Source organism: Zwartia hollandica (assembly GCF_019923725.1).
Taxonomy (GTDB): Bacteria; Pseudomonadota; Gammaproteobacteria; order Burkholderiales; family Burkholderiaceae_B; genus Zwartia; species Zwartia hollandica.
Map to the genome: position 1 here is coordinate 287605 of NZ_JAHXRI010000006.1, position 16325 is coordinate 303929.

Consider the following 16325-nt stretch of genomic DNA (forward strand, 5'->3'; position numbering starts at 1 on the left):
TTTTGCATGATGATCACACAAAACACCGCCGACCTGCGAAAAGATGCCTATTTGCTTGGCAACACCTTGCTGCGCCTAGCGCTGCCTAGACTATTAATACGGGTCACGGTGGTGCTCACCATTTTGGCCGTTTTACTCTATTGCGTGCAAACAATTTTGGCGCGCGGCAAGAGCTGGCTGGAATTTAGCTTCAACGCAACCGGGCTAGCCGAGGTTTTAGGTAGGACAGTCGTAGATTTTGTCATGCAATACCAAAAATATTTTTGGTGGGCTATTGTCGTGACTCTTGCCTTAATTGCCTTGAACCTCATCTCGAGCTGGCTGAAAGGGAGTCTACGGCGTGGTCGCTCGGCACTCGTGCCGCTCTCTGAAACCAGAAAACTGTTTGCGGGACTAAGCGTCGAAGCGCTTGAGGTCTTGAGCTGGGTCTGGAAAGATCAATCTGCCCCCCTTACTGTGGGAAATTTACAAACCACACTCGCGCAAGTGCGAAGTGGCCGCGTTCGTAAGATCGCACTGGCCCGCGAGCAAAAGGCTGCGCTGGAACAAGCCTTGCTGCCTAAAGCACCGCCAACGGAGCCTCAACCCCCGAAAAACATCGATACGCCGCGCAGGCCCACGATGTTGGCTTAATCACACATTCGCTTCACATGAACAGGCCCCTTTTTGGTGCATTGGCGCTCCAAGCTTGCGCTGATCTGCATTTTGTGTTCGACTAACGGCTATGAACGCAACGCTCGCGGGCCATGCTCGCCCCCTCGCAAACCACAAGGCCTTTTCAGGCCTGCGTTCACTCGTGCGTGGCGATTTCGTTGTAACGACCGGTCTACTAGCGCTACTACTAGCGATCGGTTGCCGGGCCTAGGGCCCCGTGGCAGTCCGGCAACCACCCGCCACCTCGCAGTACCCCCACCCCATTTTATAAATTCCGGTAACGGACCGTTGGCCTAAAGAGGACCATCATGCTGTCGAATCCAGCCACCAAGTACATCCCATTCAAGCCTTTTGAGCGCGACTTTTCTGAGCGCACCTGGCCTACCAAACGAATCACTCATCCTCCCGTCTGGATGAGCACCGATTTGCGGGACGGAAACCAGTCGCTGATTGAACCCATGAGCGTAGAGCGCAAACTGCGTTTTTTCGATATGTTGCTCAAGATTGGCTTTAAAGAAATTGAGGTTGGTTTTCCCTCGGCCTCACAAACCGACTTTGATTTTGTTCGCAAGCTTGTCGACGACAACCTCATTCCTGACGATGTCACGATTATCGCTTTGACACAAGCTCGTCCAGAACTAATCGAGCGCACCGTCGAATCTGCTGCGGGCGCCAAGCGCGCAATGATCCATTTGTACAACGCCTGCGCGCCAGGGTTTCGCCGTATCGTGTTCAACATGAATCGCGAACAGGTCAAGCAAGTTGCCGTTGAAGGCACGCAATGTGTCATGGACAACATGGCAAAGTATCCACAAACAGAGTGGCTCTACGAATACTCCCCAGAAGTCTTCAGCACCACTGAGCCCGACTTTGCTCTCGAGGTCTGTAATGCTGTCACTGAGATCTGGAAGCCAACACCCCAACGCAAAATTATTTATAACTTGCCTGCAACGATTGAGGCGACAACCCCCAACATGTATGCGGATCAGATCGAGTACATGCACAACAATCTGAATAAGCGTGACAGCATCGTTATCAGCTTGCACCCACACAACGACCGTGGTACTGCCGTTGCTGCGGCCGAACTTGGTTTGATGGCGGGGGCAGATCGCGTAGAGGGCTGCTTGTTCGGCAATGGCGAGCGTACCGGTAATGTTGACATCGTCACTCTTGCCTTGAACCTTTACACCCAAGGCATTCATCCGGGCCTAGACTTTTCGGATATCGATGAAGTCCGGCGCTGCGTTGAGTTTTGCAATCAGTTGCCCGTTCATCCTCGTCACCCGTACGCGGGAGACTTGGTCTTCACTGCGTTTTCAGGCTCCCATCAGGATGCCATTAAAAAAGGCTTCGCCGTACAGCAAGCCGATGCTATCTGGGAAGTTCCTTACTTGCCAATCGATCCAGCCGATCTTGGTCGTAGCTACGACGCCGTGATTCGCGTCAATAGCCAATCCGGTAAGGGCGGTGTGTCCTACTTGCTTGAACAAGAGCATGGTCTTGCCTTGCCGCGTCGTTTGCAAATTGAATTCAGTCGCGCCATTCAGCGCGTAACAGATGAAACCGGTCGCGAAGTTACTGCTGCTGATGTCTACAACATCTTTAACTCTGAATACCTGGCGCAGACACAGCCCTGGACTCTGATCAAGCATCGCATCACCGGCGATCCATCTGCGGCAGAAGGCCAACACTTCACCATCGAAGTGGAGTTTGATGTAGACGGCAAACGTCGCGCCCTCACAGGCCGGGGTGACGGTGCAATCTCCGCTTTCGTGGATTCCTTGGGCGAGCCAGTAAGAATCATGGATTATCACGAACACGCCATCGGGACCGGGACAGATACACGCGCTGCGTGCTACGTCGAGGTTCGCATCGGTGATGCGCCAACGGGTTTTGGCGTTGGGGTTGACCGCGACATTGTGACGGCGTCGTTTAAAGCGGTCTTAAGCGCGCTGAATCGACACATAAAGACCTAATCTGCTTCATTAATCGGGCCCTCTGTTGAGGGCCCGATTTTTTTGACCTGCTCTACCATTGGCCAAAGAAAACACCCGCCCGCTTGTGTGCGTGCGTTGCGCGCACCACCTCTTCGTCAGACATGGTGACGCGTCTCTTGCGGCGCGCCATCCAATCAAAAAGCTGACTTCTGAGTTGTTCTCGCGTCGCTAAATGTCCTGGGTCGCGTCCTAGATCCTGCAATTCTTGCGGGTCTGTTTCCAAATCAAATAATTGCTCTGGTTCGTCGAGCCAATACACGTAGCGCCATCGATCCGTTCGCATGGAATACGCCCGCGACTGTTGTGGCGTTTTGTTTAACAACAAGCGAGCTTGTCTGAAGCTGTAGTCCAACTCTGAAAACGCAGCCTCTCGCCACACAGGAGTCTCACCTCGCAGCAAGGGCAACAAACTCATCCCTTCGATGCGCTGTGAAGCACCTTCTACGCCCAGTGCGTCTAAGAATGTTGGCACGAAGTCGACGGCCTCTACCATTCTGTTATCAACGGTCCCGCGCGTGACGTCAGCCCGAGCGTCCGGATCCATCACAATGCAGGGAACGCGTTGTATCGCATCGTAAAACAATTCCTTTTCACCGAGCCAATGGTCGCCTAAAAAGTCTCCGTGATCCGACGTAAATACGATCATCGTATTTTTCATCAAACCCGCGCCTTCCATGTAATCAAACAACCTGCCCAGATGATCATCGAGCTGATGAATCAACCCCTGATACGCTGGTCGCACAGTACGGATACACTCATCGCGACTAAAGTTTTGACCTTCTTCATGCTGCCGGTACGCCGCCACAACTGGGTGTGCATCGATCTTTTCCTGCTCACTACGCACAACAGGTAAGCATTGATCCGCGTTGTACCTGTTGTGATACGGCGCAGGCGCCATATAGGGCCAATGCGGCTTGACGTAGCTCAGGTGTAACACCCAGGGCGTATCGCCCTTGTTGCGCATGAAGGACAGCGCCTGATCGGTCATGTAGGCTGTTTCAGAGTGCGGCTCTGCGACTCGGGCAGGCAGATAAACATTACGCATGTTCCAGCCACTCACCACCTCGCCCTTGGCATCCACGCCTGCGATCACGTAGTCGGTCCAAGGATCATCAGATACGTATCCGTGTTGCCTTAAGTACGCGGGGTAACCACTTTCTTGTCCTGGCGGATGATGACCATCGTAGCGATCAATTTCTTTGAAACCACCGCGCCTAAGCAAATAGCCCAGCTCAGACTGCCCATCAATCCCTAAGCGCTGCAAGCCCACCACATCTGGGATCACATGGGTCTTTCCAGCCAACACAAGGTCTCGTTTTGCGCGTTCTAAGTATTCCCCTAACGTGACTTCACCGATCGCGAGCGGTACGCGATTCCACGTCGTTCCGTGGCTTGAAGGATAACGCCCCGTGTAATAGCTCATGCGCGAAGGTCCGCATACGCCGGAATTTACAAAAGCTCGACTAAACCTTACCCCGCGTTTAGCCAGTGCATCGAGGTTCGCCGTTTTTAAATATGGGTGGCCTTCACAGCCAAGATGATCCGCACGAAACTGATCGGCCATGATGAAAAGAATGTTCTGCACTTCAGACATGGCTGACCTCTGTCGCGTTACTGTCTTTGCAGCGCTTCGATCTCCTCAGGCTCAAAGCCTGCGGCCATCCGCGCTTGCACATTGAAGGGCCCTTTAAGCTTTGGGGCACGATAGGTTAAAGCTAGCTCAGCGTAATGCGCAACCGGATCAACGCCCCGCTGCGTACACAGCCACCGATACCAATAGTTTCCAATCGCAACATGCCCAATTTCTTCGCGCAAAATCAGGTCAACAATTTCAGCGCCCCGGCGGTCACCGCCACTTGCGAGCTTGTGTCTGACAGCGGGCGATGCATCGAGTCCACGCGCCTCAAGCGTGCGCGGCACAAGCGCCAGACGTGCCAGTATGTCCTCTTGTGTCCGCTCTGCCATTTCCCATAGCCCATCATGTGCAGGGAAGTCGCCATAGCAATAGCCTAAGCCGGCCAAATGCTCCGACAACAATCGATAATGCTCCGCCTCTTCACGTGCAACACCCATCCAGTCGCGGTAGAACTTTTCAGGCATGCCAGAAAATCGCCATACAACATCCAAGGCGAGGTTAATCGCATTGAACTCAATGTGTGCCAAGGCGTGGATCAGCACGGCGCGACCCTCCAGCGTATGCACGCTGCGCGACAACAATCCTGCCGGCGGCACAAAATCCAGGGCAGGGCGTCCGGGGAGGGACGTAGTTGGCCCGCTATTCCCTCTGAGGTCGACCTCAAGGTCAATAGGTGCGCAAGCGTCAGCCCGTGCAATCCACGCTGCTTTTGCGTCCCAAGACCTTTCCTGTAGCGCAGCGAGCGCAATTTGTCTTATTTCGTTCACGATTAATGGTTCTGTGATTCTTTGCGCTTGGTAATATTGTGATTATGTCTGATCTACTCTCATCCGCAAACAGGCCCCTCCCTACCCGCATTCCCCGGGCCGCACTATTGCCAGGCTTGCTTGGGCTCACACCCTTTTGGGCTTTGGCGTTGTCTACGCTCGCTGGAACCGGGATAGATCCGCTGCTCGCACTCACTGCACTGATCATGTACGGCGCGATTATCTTAAGTTTTGTCGGTGCGTTGTGGTGGGGCCTAGCCATTCACGCCCCAGCAAACGCTCCGCGCGACACCCTTTTTGTCTGGAGCGTCATTCCAGCGCTGATTGGTTGGTTCGCAACCCTTGCGCTGCCTGACGTTGGATTGAGAATGCTGATGGCTGGTTTAGCACTGCAATGGGTGTTAGATGGGATGCTTATGCGCAAAGTGCCAGAGCTGATCCCCAGCTGGATGTTTCGCTTGCGCACCATGCTCACGTTCGGCGCACTTGGTGCCTTAGGCTTAGCGTGGTGGCAACTCGTTTAAGCCATTGTTTGGCTGTTCAGGCGACTTAGGCTTTTTTCTTGGCCTTCTTGGCCTTTTTTTCTGGGATACCTAACATTGTTCCACGGCAACTTGCCGCGCCACACCGGCATTCGTACTGCATCTTCAGCTTTTTGGTGAGCTTCTCGTCATCAATAACCAAGCCATAATCGTAGTTCAGCTCTTCACCGCGCTTAATGTCTCGCTTAGCAACGATATGCACGCGCTTGCCACCCTTGCCCTCGCTGCTCTCGCAGTTTGGCTCACAGGCGTGATTAATCCACCGCGCGTCATTACCATGATCATCACCGTCGATGATCTTGCCAGAGCTTAAGGAAAAGAAAAACGTATGGAATGGATCATCTGGGTTGGTTGGATGCCTACGATCAGCTTCCTTACTACTGATGGTTTTGCCACCATACTCAATGATGCGCGTACCTTCTGGGATGTTGCGCGCTGCAAATACACCGTTGCCGTGCACCTTGGAAAGTCGAACAATATGCCAAGGTTTCTCTGCTGTTGTCATGGGTGACGCTTCTTAAAATCAGGTGCTTTTCACACCAAAACAATGTTGAGGCTCAGGGAACGCTCCACTGCGCACATCTTCGGCATATTGCTCAACCGCCTTGCGCATCATTGTATCGAGATCGGCATACCGTTTGACAAATTTCGGCACGCGCTCGCCACTTAATCCCAGAATATCTTCTGTTACCAAAATTTGGCCATCGCACGCGGGCGAAGCGCCGATACCAATCGTCGGGATGGAAACTTGCGCAGTGATCTCCGCGGCTAACGCCTCCTGCACACCCTCAAGCACGACACCAAAGGCACCAGCACGTTGGACCGCATGGGCATCCGCACGAATACGCGCCGCCTCTTCCGGAGACTTACCTTGCGACAAATAACCACCCATCGTATTCACATACTGCGGCATCAAGCCAATATGCGCCAACACAGGAATCCCCCTGGAGGATAGATATTGAATCGTTTCGGCCATAATTGCCCCGCCCTCAAGCTTGACTGCGTCGGCCCCTTGGCTCAACAGATAGCCAGCACTACGAAAGGCTTGCGCAAGAGACTCCTGATAGCTACCGAAGGGGAGGTCCGCGACGATGCATGCACGTTGCGTTGACCGCGCGACGGCAGCCGTGTGCTGCGCAATCGTCTCTAAAGAAATCGACAGCGTATTCGGCAGTCCATACGCCACCATTGCGGTGGAGTCGCCAATCAAAACAAAGTCGACATGCGGGTCGATCGCACGCGCCACTGGGGCACTATGCGCAGTCAGCGCGACAATTTTGCGCTGACGTTTGCACGCCATCAACTGCGGGATGGTGACCCGCTTAACTACCGCCTGCACGCTCATTAACGACCCTTATTCCTTCGCGGTCGTTTTGGCGGCTTTTTTTGCGACCTTCTTAACTGCCTTCTTAGCGGCTTTCTTCACAACCGCTTTTTTCGCAGCTGTTTTTGTTGCAGTCTTCGTAGCAGTCTTAGTCACCGTTTTGGTGGTTTTCTTAGCGGGCGTCTTAGCCGCCGTCTTAGCCGCCGTCTTAGCCGCCGTCTTAGTCGCGGTTTTCGTTGCGGTTTTACGGCCTGGCTTGTCAGGGCGTGCTTCAAACTCAAAGCTCACCTTGCCATCTGCTCCACGCGCGAGATACGCCTTGAACTTGCGGTTCGTACGGCTCGAGATAAAGCCTTCTAACAAATCCGTTTTCCCGGTCGCCAGTAACTTCACCATTTGATCGGGGCCTACTTCTTGTTGCAGAATCACTTTGCCAGAACGGAAATCGCAACTGCGCTCCGGCCCAACCGATTTCTCGCAGATGTAACTCATACCATGCTCGTAAACCGGTGCTGTGCACTTCGGGCACGGCCCAAGTGCTGTGCGGCCAGAAAAGTCTACCGGCTCATTCGATTCTTCATCACGCTGACCAAAATCAAACTCGAGCTTTGAGTCGGGATCGAGCTTCAAAATGGCAGCAAAAGGGCGACCCATTTTGCTGATGAAGCCCTGCAGCGGACCAATATGCTTATCAGTGATGAGTGTCTCAACCTCAGAGGGCTCAAAGGTGCGTCCGCCAGGATGCTTACCAATCGAAAAGTCACATTTTGTACATGCGTAACGGCGATAGTTTTCTTTTACCTCTGCTCCGCATTTCGGGCAAGGCGTATGCAAACTCACATAATCACCCGGCACCGTGTCACGGTCATATTCCTTTGCGCGCTTCACAATGATTTGAGTCATCTGGGCAATTTCTTGCATGAAGGCCAGGCGCTCAAGCTCACCCTGTTCGATTTGCTTGAGCTTATGCTCCCATTCACCGGTGAGCTCGGGCGAGGTCAATTCTTTAACATCCAAACCATTAAGCAGCGTCATCAATTGACGTGCCTTCGCCGTCGGCACCAAGTCGCGACCCTCACGACGCAAGTAGTTCTCATTGAGCAGACCTTCAATGATCGACGCGCGAGTGGCCGGAGTACCCAGACCACGCTCCGACATTGCTTGCGCGAACTCATCATCGTCTACGAGCTTGCCCGCGCCTTCCATTGCGGACAGCAACGTACCTTCGTTGTAGCGTGCCGGCGGCTTAGTCACTAACGCAACCGTCTCGACCTCTTCCGTACGAACTTTCTCGCCTTCGGCTACCGCAACCAGTGTGGCGTCTTCGCCCTGTACCTCGCGGCCCCACACGGCCAACCAGCCGGGGGACACCAGGACCTTGCCCTCGGACTTGAACTGATGTGACTGCACGATGGTTGTGCGCGTGGTTAGACGGAATTCAGCCGCTGGGAAAAAGATTGCCAGAAAACGTTTAACGACTAAGTCATAGAGCTTGGCTTCTGCTTCGCTTAGCTCTTTCGGGATCTGCAAGGTCGGAATGATCGCGAAGTGATCAGACACTTTCTTGTTATCGAAGATGCGCTTATTCGGCTTTACCCAACCGTTCTTCGTAATGGTAGCGGCATGGGGCGCTAAGGCCCTGCTTACGCCACTACCCTCAGCCAGCGCGTCCATCGTTCCTTTCACCGTATTGATGTAATCCTCTGGCAGATGCTTTGAGTCTGTTCGTGGATACGTCAACGCCTTATGGCGCTCGTAAAGACTTTGCGCGAGTGACAAGGTCGTCTTCGCTGAAAAGCCAAACCGTCCGTTGGCCTCACGTTGCAAGGAGGTCAAGTCAAATAATGCGGGAGCAGCTTCCGTTTTAGGCTTTGCGACTTCATTAACAATGCCCGGCTGGTCACGGCATGCTGCAACGACACTCTTTGCTGCCGCCTCGGCCCACAAGCGCGATTCGTGTTGCGCGGGATCCTCTGGATTCTTTTTGAAGCTTGGATCAAACCAACGGCCTTCATACAAGCCGCCAGCGGCAACAAACGTCGCGCGCACTTCCCAATAGTTGCGCGGCTCAAAGCGACGGATTTTTTCTTCCCGCTCAAACACAATGGCCAACGTCGGAGTCTGGACACGCCCAACCGGCGTCTTGAAGAAGCCGCCATCTTTGCTATTAAACGCTGTCATGGCGCGTGTGCCATTAATGCCGACCAGCCAATCTGCCTCGGCGCGCGACCTCGCTGCAGCCTCCAGCGGTTTCATCGTTTCGTCTGATCGTAAATGCGTGAACGCCTCACGAATCGCGTCTTGCGTCATGGATTGCAACCATAAGCGCTGTACCGGCTTTTTTTGCGACGCATACTGTTCGATGTAGCGAAAAATTAGCTCACCCTCACGACCGGCGTCACATGCATTGATCAGTGCTGAAACGTCCTTGCGCTTAATCAGTCGCACCAACATCTTGAGGCGCTCGGCAGATTTCTTGTCGCTGGGTCCAAGCTCAAACTGGGGGGGAATCACTGGCAGATGCGTGAAGCTCCACTTTCCCTTGACCGGATCATTTGGCGCCACCAAGCTCAACAGGTGCCCAACGCTCGACGACAGCACGTACTTATCGTTCTCGAAGTAGTCGCCCTCGCGCGTGAAACCGCCTAGCGCCCTCGAAATATCAAGGGCGACCGAGGGTTTCTCAGCAATTATTAGTGTCTTAGTCATTCTTATCCATTCTGACCCGCACACACAAAACTGGTGGTCGGATCAATGCGTTAATTCAAGCTAGCGCGGATCATACGGGCGCTGGTGATTGCCGTGCAAGTTAGCACGACTCGGCTCTTGCGCCCAAACAGACATGGCGGTAGACCAAAATGTCTCTATCTTATTAGCAGCGACTCTTTCAAACCCCAAGTCTACCCATGCCTGCTGCAAGACTTCAAGTGGACGGCTCAAGTCAAGCGCCGTCGCACCATTTTGTTTTGAGAGCTTCTGGCCTTGTTGATCCATCACCAGAGGCACATGCAAAACGTTCGGTTGTGGGTACCCAAACAGCTCCCGAAGCATGTTTTGTCTTGCGGTGCTTGTAAGTAAGTCTTCACCTCTTACTATATCCGTAATCTGTTGTGCCGCGTCGTCAACCACCACGGCGAGCTGATACGCCCAGATGCCGTCTGCACGCTTGATGACAAAGTCACCCACCGCGCGCGCGACCTCTTGCTCTTTCCAGCCTTGCCAGCGGTCTTCAAACCGATAGAGCCCCTCAGGTACTCGCACTCGCCAAGAAAGCGCCTGACGGCCTGCTGGTAGCCCCAAACGACAAGTTCCAGGGTAGGGACGCTCTCCATTTGGACGCATTGACGCCTCTTGAACAGCAGAGTCCGCAATTTCCCGACGCGTGCACCCACAAGGATAAACGCGATTTAGCGAAAGAAGCGTGTCAAAAGCAGACTGATAGGCATGTATTCGACGAGATTGAAAGACGATGTCGTCATCCCAATCCATTCCCAGTGCCTGCAGCTGACCTAAAATCGTCTCGACGGCTCCGGGCGCATTACGAGGCGTGTCTAAATCCTCAATGCGCAATAGCCATTTTCCGCCCTTGGCGCGGGCATCGACAAAACTTGCTACGGCGGCCACAGCCGACCCCGCATGCAGGGGCCCGCTCGGGCTAGGGGCAAACCGACCACAATAAGACGAGGACACCGAAGACAACGGACCTATCAGTGCAACAAGCGGTCACCATCGTCACGCAGGAGCTCTTCAAGAATCAAGTGGTCGACTTCGGCCTCCTGACTCCAGAGCACCATCAAAGCGATGATTTTGATTTTTTGTAAAGACACCGGACCGTCTGTGGTCGCCATGGCGCGGTCGATCACGATTTCACGTAGCGCGGGGGATAAAGCCTCCGTCGCCTCAAGAAAGGTAATAAAACCAATTGCTGTGGCACCAAGATGCTGTTGCTCAGATTCGGCATACACACGACTGCCGTTACCCGGCGTGTGCGCAAGCTCAACGCATTGCTCGGTTGTTTCCGCTAGGCCGACGAGCCAGCCGAGCGCATCGTCAATGTCGTTGTGCTCAAACCCGGCCGCGGCGAGACGCTTGGCCAACACCTCGGCTGAAGGACAGGCCTCAGGGGTGTAGTAGTTCTCAAACAGGTAAACCAGGATATCGAACATAGTAGCTACGGGCTCCTGTTTTAACCGAGGCAACCATCGCCCCACGTTGTGATTCCACTTTACCCCTAAAAAACAAAAACAACAATCGCCACGGCAAATTTATTTAGGTGGTCGTCGCCAGCGGACAAGTTGCGTCGCAGTCGCGGGCGCGGCCACCAGTAAGCCGGCCACTGCCGTCTGCCACCCCGGGGCAATAAACAGCAACGATGCGATTCCAAATAGCCAGCGCTCCCACCGTTGCATATTCGTCAAAAAGTACGCCGAAAACGCCGACGACAACAACACAAGACCGATCATGCACCCCACCAGCGTGATAGCAAAATCAGTCCACGTAAAGCCCTTTAACACCAGCAACAATGACGGAGAAAATACGAAGACAAAAGGCACAAGTAATTTACTGATGCCTAGCCTGAATGCCGTATTGCCCGTCTGGAATGGATCACTTCCAGCCATCCCTGCCGCGGCATACGCCGCAAGTGCTACAGGCGGCGTGAGGTCGGCAAGAATGCCAAAGTAGAAAACAAACATGTGGGCGGCTAGGGGTTGCACACCTAACTGCACAAGCGTGGGCGCAGCGACCGCGACCATGATGATGTAATTGGCAGTGGTTGGGATTCCACACCCCATCAAAATGCAAACAATCCCCGTCATTGTCAATGCTGCGATGAGTGTCAGCGTTTGCATGTTCGCCATAAAGTCTGGCAAGACCATCATCGCAGCACCTGCGATGGCCTGGGACGCGGCAATCACAATAAACGAAACCTTAAACCCCACGCCGGTTAACGTCACGACGCCAATCACGATGCCAACCGTACCTGCTGCGGCACCCACTGCCAATGCGTACTTAGCCCCAATCTCGAAAGCGTCATAGAGGTCGCGCCAGCGTAAACGCTGCGCGGGATTAAGCATGCCCACCACAATGCACGCCGTGATGCCAGCGAATGCTGCTAGATAAGGAGTGCGGCCACTAACCAGCACGCCAATCAAAACAAACAGCGGGATTAGCGTAGGCCAACGCTTACGAAACGACTCTTTCAGCTTTGGCATTTCCTCTTCAGTCAAGCCGCGCAGATTTTGGCGCTTTGCCTCGAAATGCACCTGCATAAACATGCCAAAAAAATACAAGAACGCTGGGAACGTAGCGGCCAGTGCAATGTCACGATAAGGAATATTCAAAAACTCTATCATCAAGAAAGCCGCTGCGCCCATGATCGGAGGCGTGATCTGGCCACCCGTGCTCGAGGCGGCCTCAACCGCGGCGGCAAAGTGTCGCGGATAACCGACACGAATCATTGCTGGAATTGTTAGCGATCCCACTGTCACCGCATTCGCAATCGATGACCCAGACAACATGCCAAACATCGCGGAACCAAATACAGAAACCTTCGCCGGACCTCCTGCATAACGACCGGCTACCGCCGAGGCCACATCCAAAAACAACTGTCCCAGCCCAATTCGCGTTGCCAGAACACCAAACAGCACAAAGTGAAAGACATATGTCGCGACAACACCGACAGCGACGCCGTAGACGCCCTGGCTCGTGAGGTACATGTGATTAACAATTTGAGGCCAGGTGTTACCAGCGTGCTTGAGTAAGCCGGGAAAGCTTTGCCCGAACATCGCGTATGCCATGAACACGATCGCAATAATAGGCAACGGCCACCCCATCGCCCGGCGCGTACCTTCGAGCAAGCCGACCATCAAGATTGTGCCCATCGCTACATCAAGTGTTGAGGGGTTACCAACCTTGAAAGCTAGTTCTTCAAAGATATATGGGATGTATAAAACCGTGAGCGCCAGGGCAAGGGCAATGACCCAATCAAACAAAGGCACTCCGCCCGGCGCGAACCACGTCGACTTAGGCGCTCGGTTGTAGGCACTCTTATTAAAACCAAACACCAAAAAAATTAGGCTCAGCACAAACGCCAAATGCACGCCGCGATGGGTCGACTCTCGCAACAACCCAAACCCTGCCGTGTAATAGTGAAAGACCGACAAAGAGACAAGCAACACGGAAACAATCCATGTCGCGACAGGCGTAAGTGGCCGAAAACGAATCTCGGGGTCAAATTTTTCGGTTAAGGCCTGCGCTTTCGCTTCATCGATTTGCATACATACTCTCTAAAAATAAAGGGCGGTGCAGCGCTTGCGCGTTCACCGCCCTCATGCACTAATTACTGCGTCGTTTCAGCACGTGAAGATTCTCGCGCTGCGTTAAATTACTTCAACAAACCAGCTTCTTTGTAAAACTTTTCAGCGCCTGGGTGGAAGGGAATTCCTGCGCCAACAACTGCATTTGCTGGTGTAATGAATTTACCCTTTGCATGGCCAGCAGCAAGCGCTTTCTGTGCCGCGTCAGAGTAAACAGCCTTCACGATTTGATAAACAACTGACTCTGGTTGCTTTGCTGATGTCACCCACTGAGCGTTCACCGAGATCGTTTTGACCTCGCCGATTCCCTGGTAGGTTCCGGCCGCGATAGTGTCTGGCGTGAAGAAGCGCTGCTGACCACGAAGCTTGTCAATCTCGGGTCCGACAATCGGCACCAGCTCAATACCGCCCGCACCTGTGGCCAACTCCGCAATTGCGGCAATTGGTGCGCCACCCACGACAAAGAAAGCATCCAAGCCGCCGTCTTTCATTTTTTCACCGGCTTGGCTGTGCTTGAGGTATTCCGCCTTCACGTCTTTGTCTGTCATACCGTAGGCGCCCATAATCAAACGGACATCTACTAGCGTACCTGAGCCAGGCTCATCCATCGAAACGCGCTTGCCGCGCAGGTCGGCGACTGACTTAATGCCCGAGCCCTTTTTAACAACGAGATGAATGCTTTCAGGATACAGCGTTGCGATCAAACGCAAGTCTGCTGCTTTCGGCTTACCTTCAAAAGTTCCCGTGCCGCTAAACGCCCAGAAAGCAACGTCCGACTGACTAAAACCAGACTCAAGGGAGCCGCCCACGATGCCGTTTACGTTTGCAACCGAACCATTTGTCGCGACAGCCGAAGCAACGAGCTTTCCGGGCTGTGTGACTAAGTTGCCGATCATGCCGCCAACTGGGTAATAGGTACCGCCAGTTCCACCCGTGCCGATACGGAAGAACTGTTGTGCCTGCACAGGCACCGCAACGGCGGCCATGACAGCAGCCGTGCTTAAAACTTTGATCCAGGATTTAAGTGACATGGGAAAACTCCTCGTTAAAGACGTCTAATTGTGACATAAAAATTCCTTACTGCTCCAGGCTGATTAATACTGCACCTTCAGCAACCTGCTCACCCACACCAAAATAAACATTTTCGACGACACCATCAACGCCCGCGTTGATGGTGTGCTCCATTTTCATGGCTTCCATCACAAGCAGCGCTTGGCCGCGTTTCACTTTTTCACCCGCCTTCACCTCAATCGCAATGATTTTTCCGGGCATTGGTGCAGTCAAGCTACCCGCGTGATCGGCCTCCGCCTGACCCGCACTCGCAAGCGGATCTTTCAAGGTAACCGTCTCACACTTGCCCGATACAAAGACATCAAAACGGTCCCCTTGGCGAACAACCGTTCCTGATACACGGCTGCTGCGCGTTAAGAGCGCTACGTGAAGCACGCTATCTACTCCGTTTGTCTGCGACGATATCTCAACGGCTACGCGCTCCGCACCGACGGTCAACGACGTCATGCCATCAGCCATATCGATCAACACCTCTTGTGCGCTCTCGCTGTCTTGAAAGCTCAACATGCGTCGATAACTTCCATCCACACGCCAGCCACAACGTTCAGCCCACGGATCGGTCGTCAGCGCACTTACTGCCTTTTCTTGTTCAAGCACCGCTGCGCAAGCCAGCAGCAATGCTTCTCGCGTCGCAGGAATCGGTGCCGGCAACAAAGTCTCTCGTCGTCGTTCAATGAGGCCTGTGTCTAGGTCGGCCTCGCCAAATGCCTCGTCCGCCATCAAGCGACTCAAGAACGCAACGTTCGTATGCACGCCCACTATTTGTGTTGCCGCGAGCGCGCGCAACATACGTGCACGCGCCTGGTCTCGATTTGCACCGCGAACAATCAGCTTGGCGATCATCGGGTCGTAATAGGGGGAGATCGTATCGCCCGCGCGCACGCCACCGTCTACCCGAACATCCGCGTTGATAAAGGCTTCGTGATCTGGAAATTCCAAATGCACTAAACGACCGATAGATGGCAAAAAGTCTTTATCCCCATTTTCGGCATAGATGCGCGCTTCAATTGCGTGCCCACATCGTTGAAGCTCATCTTGCGTCTTTGGCAGACGCTCACCTGCTGCCACGCGCAACTGCCATTCAACCAAATCCATCCCCGTAATCATTTCCGTGACTGGATGCTCAACCTGTAGGCGGGTATTCATTTCCATAAAATAAAATCGCCCATCGGGTTCGGCAATAAACTCTACGGTGCCGGCACCAACGTAATTCACGGCGCGCGCTGCGGCAATTGCTGCCTCACCCATCTCTTGCCGACGCGCCTCGGTCATGCCCGGAGCAGGCGCCTCTTCGATTACCTTTTGATGGCGCCGCTGCACCGAACAATCGCGCTCAAATAAATATACATGTTGCTTATGCGTGTCAGAAAAAACTTGAATTTCAATATGACGCGGTTTTTGTAAATAACGCTCAATCAAAACCTTATCGTCCCCAAAGCTTGCGGCGGCCTCTCGTTTGCAAGAGGCCAGTGCCGCAATGAAATCTTTGGCTTGCGTGACGATTCGCATTCCTTTGCCACCACCACCCGCACTCGCTTTAATCAAAACTGGGTAGCCCATCGTATCGGCTTGCTGTTGCAAAAATTCGGGCGCCTGTTCGTCACCGTGATACCCCGGAACAAGAGGCACGCCTGCCTTCTCCATCAAGGTCTTTGCGGCAGATTTGCTACCCATAGCGGCGATCGCTGACGCGGGTGGGCCGACAAAACAAATACCTGCCTTAGCGCATGCGTGAGCAAAGGCTTCGTTCTCAGACAAGAACCCATACCCAGGATGAATCGCCTGCGCACCATGCGCGAGCGCCACTCGCAAAATATCATCGGCCTTTAGATAACTTTCGCTTGCAGGCGCCGGCCCTAAGCGAACTGAAATATCGCATGCGGCCACGTGTTTTGATTCAGCGTCTGCATCGGAATACACAGCGATGGTTTTAATCCCAAGGCGACGTGCAGTCGCCGCAACACGGCACGCTATTTCACCTCGGTTCGCAATCAATAAAGTAGTAAACACTTTGATT

The 16325-nt window shown here is 53.6% G+C and carries 13 protein-coding genes; 3 read left to right on the top strand and 10 right to left on the bottom strand.

The window, feature by feature from the left end; genetic code table 11:
* Window positions 1-6 precede the first annotated feature (6 nt).
* Window positions 7-633: a hypothetical protein gene (locus tag KZZ10_RS04690; protein ID WP_259660344.1), complete on the top strand. Its 627-nt coding sequence runs from the start codon at window positions 7-9 to the stop codon at window positions 631-633.
* Between the two features lie 326 nt (window positions 634-959).
* A complete protein-coding gene (gene leuA / locus KZZ10_RS04695) occupies window positions 960-2630 on the top strand; it encodes a 2-isopropylmalate synthase (protein ID WP_259660997.1) in 1671 nt (556 codons plus the stop codon).
* Window positions 2631-2682: 52 nt separating this feature from the next.
* On the opposite strand, the gene KZZ10_RS04700 is transcribed toward leuA, so the two are convergent.
* Window positions 2683-4245, bottom strand: a complete 1563-nt coding sequence (locus tag KZZ10_RS04700; RefSeq protein WP_259660345.1) for a sulfatase-like hydrolase/transferase — start codon at window positions 4243-4245, stop codon at window positions 2683-2685.
* Window positions 4246-4262: 17 nt separating this feature from the next.
* A complete protein-coding gene (locus KZZ10_RS04705; protein WP_259660346.1) occupies window positions 4263-5054 on the bottom strand; it encodes a ferritin-like domain-containing protein in 792 nt (263 codons plus the stop codon).
* A gap of 44 nt (window positions 5055-5098) precedes the next feature.
* Here KZZ10_RS04705 and KZZ10_RS04710 point away from each other — a divergent pair, with 44 nt between their 5' ends.
* Complete coding sequence (locus KZZ10_RS04710) at window positions 5099-5578, top strand: DUF3429 domain-containing protein (protein WP_259660347.1); 480 nt, start codon at window positions 5099-5101, stop codon at window positions 5576-5578.
* Between the two features lie 25 nt (window positions 5579-5603).
* On the opposite strand, the gene KZZ10_RS04715 is transcribed toward KZZ10_RS04710, so the two are convergent.
* The 8 genes from KZZ10_RS04715 to KZZ10_RS04750 all read right to left on the bottom strand — a co-directional run bounded on the left by KZZ10_RS04715 (window position 5604) and on the right by KZZ10_RS04750 (window position 16318).
* Window positions 5604-6101: an SET domain-containing protein gene (locus KZZ10_RS04715; protein ID WP_259660348.1), complete on the bottom strand. Its 498-nt coding sequence runs from the start codon at window positions 6099-6101 to the stop codon at window positions 5604-5606.
* Between the two features lie 18 nt (window positions 6102-6119).
* Window positions 6120-6941, bottom strand: coding sequence for a 3-methyl-2-oxobutanoate hydroxymethyltransferase (panB, locus tag KZZ10_RS04720; RefSeq protein WP_259660349.1), 822 nt, complete (start codon window positions 6939-6941; stop codon window positions 6120-6122).
* Between the two features lie 9 nt (window positions 6942-6950).
* Entirely contained in the window at window positions 6951-9629 is a 2679-nt protein-coding gene (locus KZZ10_RS04725; protein WP_259660350.1) for a DNA topoisomerase III, read from the bottom strand.
* Window positions 9630-9689: 60 nt separating this feature from the next.
* Window positions 9690-10631, bottom strand: coding sequence for a tRNA glutamyl-Q(34) synthetase GluQRS (gluQRS, locus tag KZZ10_RS04730; protein ID WP_259660998.1), 942 nt, complete (start codon window positions 10629-10631; stop codon window positions 9690-9692).
* Window positions 10628-11086, bottom strand: coding sequence for a Smg family protein (locus KZZ10_RS04735; RefSeq protein WP_259660351.1), 459 nt, complete (start codon window positions 11084-11086; stop codon window positions 10628-10630). The genes gluQRS and KZZ10_RS04735 overlap by 4 nt, the downstream gene beginning before the upstream one ends.
* A 99-nt stretch (window positions 11087-11185) precedes the next feature.
* The gene (locus KZZ10_RS04740; protein ID WP_259660352.1) at window positions 11186-13198 is read right to left on the bottom strand and encodes a TRAP transporter permease; all 2013 of its coding nucleotides are present in this window, start codon (window positions 13196-13198) and stop codon (window positions 11186-11188) included.
* Window positions 13199-13305: 107 nt separating this feature from the next.
* Window positions 13306-14268, bottom strand: coding sequence for a TAXI family TRAP transporter solute-binding subunit (locus KZZ10_RS04745; protein WP_259660353.1), 963 nt, complete (start codon window positions 14266-14268; stop codon window positions 13306-13308).
* 46 nt (window positions 14269-14314) lie between these two features.
* On the bottom strand, window positions 14315-16318 hold the full coding sequence (locus tag KZZ10_RS04750; protein ID WP_259660354.1) for an acetyl-CoA carboxylase biotin carboxylase subunit: 2004 nt from the start codon (window positions 16316-16318) through the stop codon (window positions 14315-14317).
* Between the last annotated feature and the right edge of the window lie 7 nt (window positions 16319-16325).

Bases quoted from the DNA above. Each gene is read 5' to 3' on its own strand.
- KZZ10_RS04700 (WP_259660345.1), bottom strand. From the start codon at position 4,245: ATGTCTGAAGTGCAGAACATTCTTTTCATCATGGCCGATCAGTTTCGT.
- KZZ10_RS04710 (WP_259660347.1), top strand. From the start codon at position 5,099: ATGTCTGATCTACTCTCATCCGCAAACAGGCCCCTCCCTACCCGCATT.
- KZZ10_RS04740 (WP_259660352.1), bottom strand. From the start codon at position 13,198: ATGCAAATCGATGAAGCGAAAGCGCAGGCCTTAACCGAAAAATTTGAC.
- KZZ10_RS04735 (WP_259660351.1), bottom strand. From the start codon at position 11,086: ATGTTCGATATCCTGGTTTACCTGTTTGAGAACTACTACACCCCTGAG.
- panB (WP_259660349.1), bottom strand. From the start codon at position 6,941: ATGAGCGTGCAGGCGGTAGTTAAGCGGGTCACCATCCCGCAGTTGATG.
- KZZ10_RS04725 (WP_259660350.1), bottom strand. From the start codon at position 9,629: ATGACTAAGACACTAATAATTGCTGAGAAACCCTCGGTCGCCCTTGAT.
- KZZ10_RS04715 (WP_259660348.1), bottom strand. From the start codon at position 6,101: ATGACAACAGCAGAGAAACCTTGGCATATTGTTCGACTTTCCAAGGTG.
- KZZ10_RS04690 (WP_259660344.1), top strand. From the start codon at position 7: ATGATGATCACACAAAACACCGCCGACCTGCGAAAAGATGCCTATTTG.
- KZZ10_RS04745 (WP_259660353.1), bottom strand. From the start codon at position 14,268: ATGTCACTTAAATCCTGGATCAAAGTTTTAAGCACGGCTGCTGTCATG.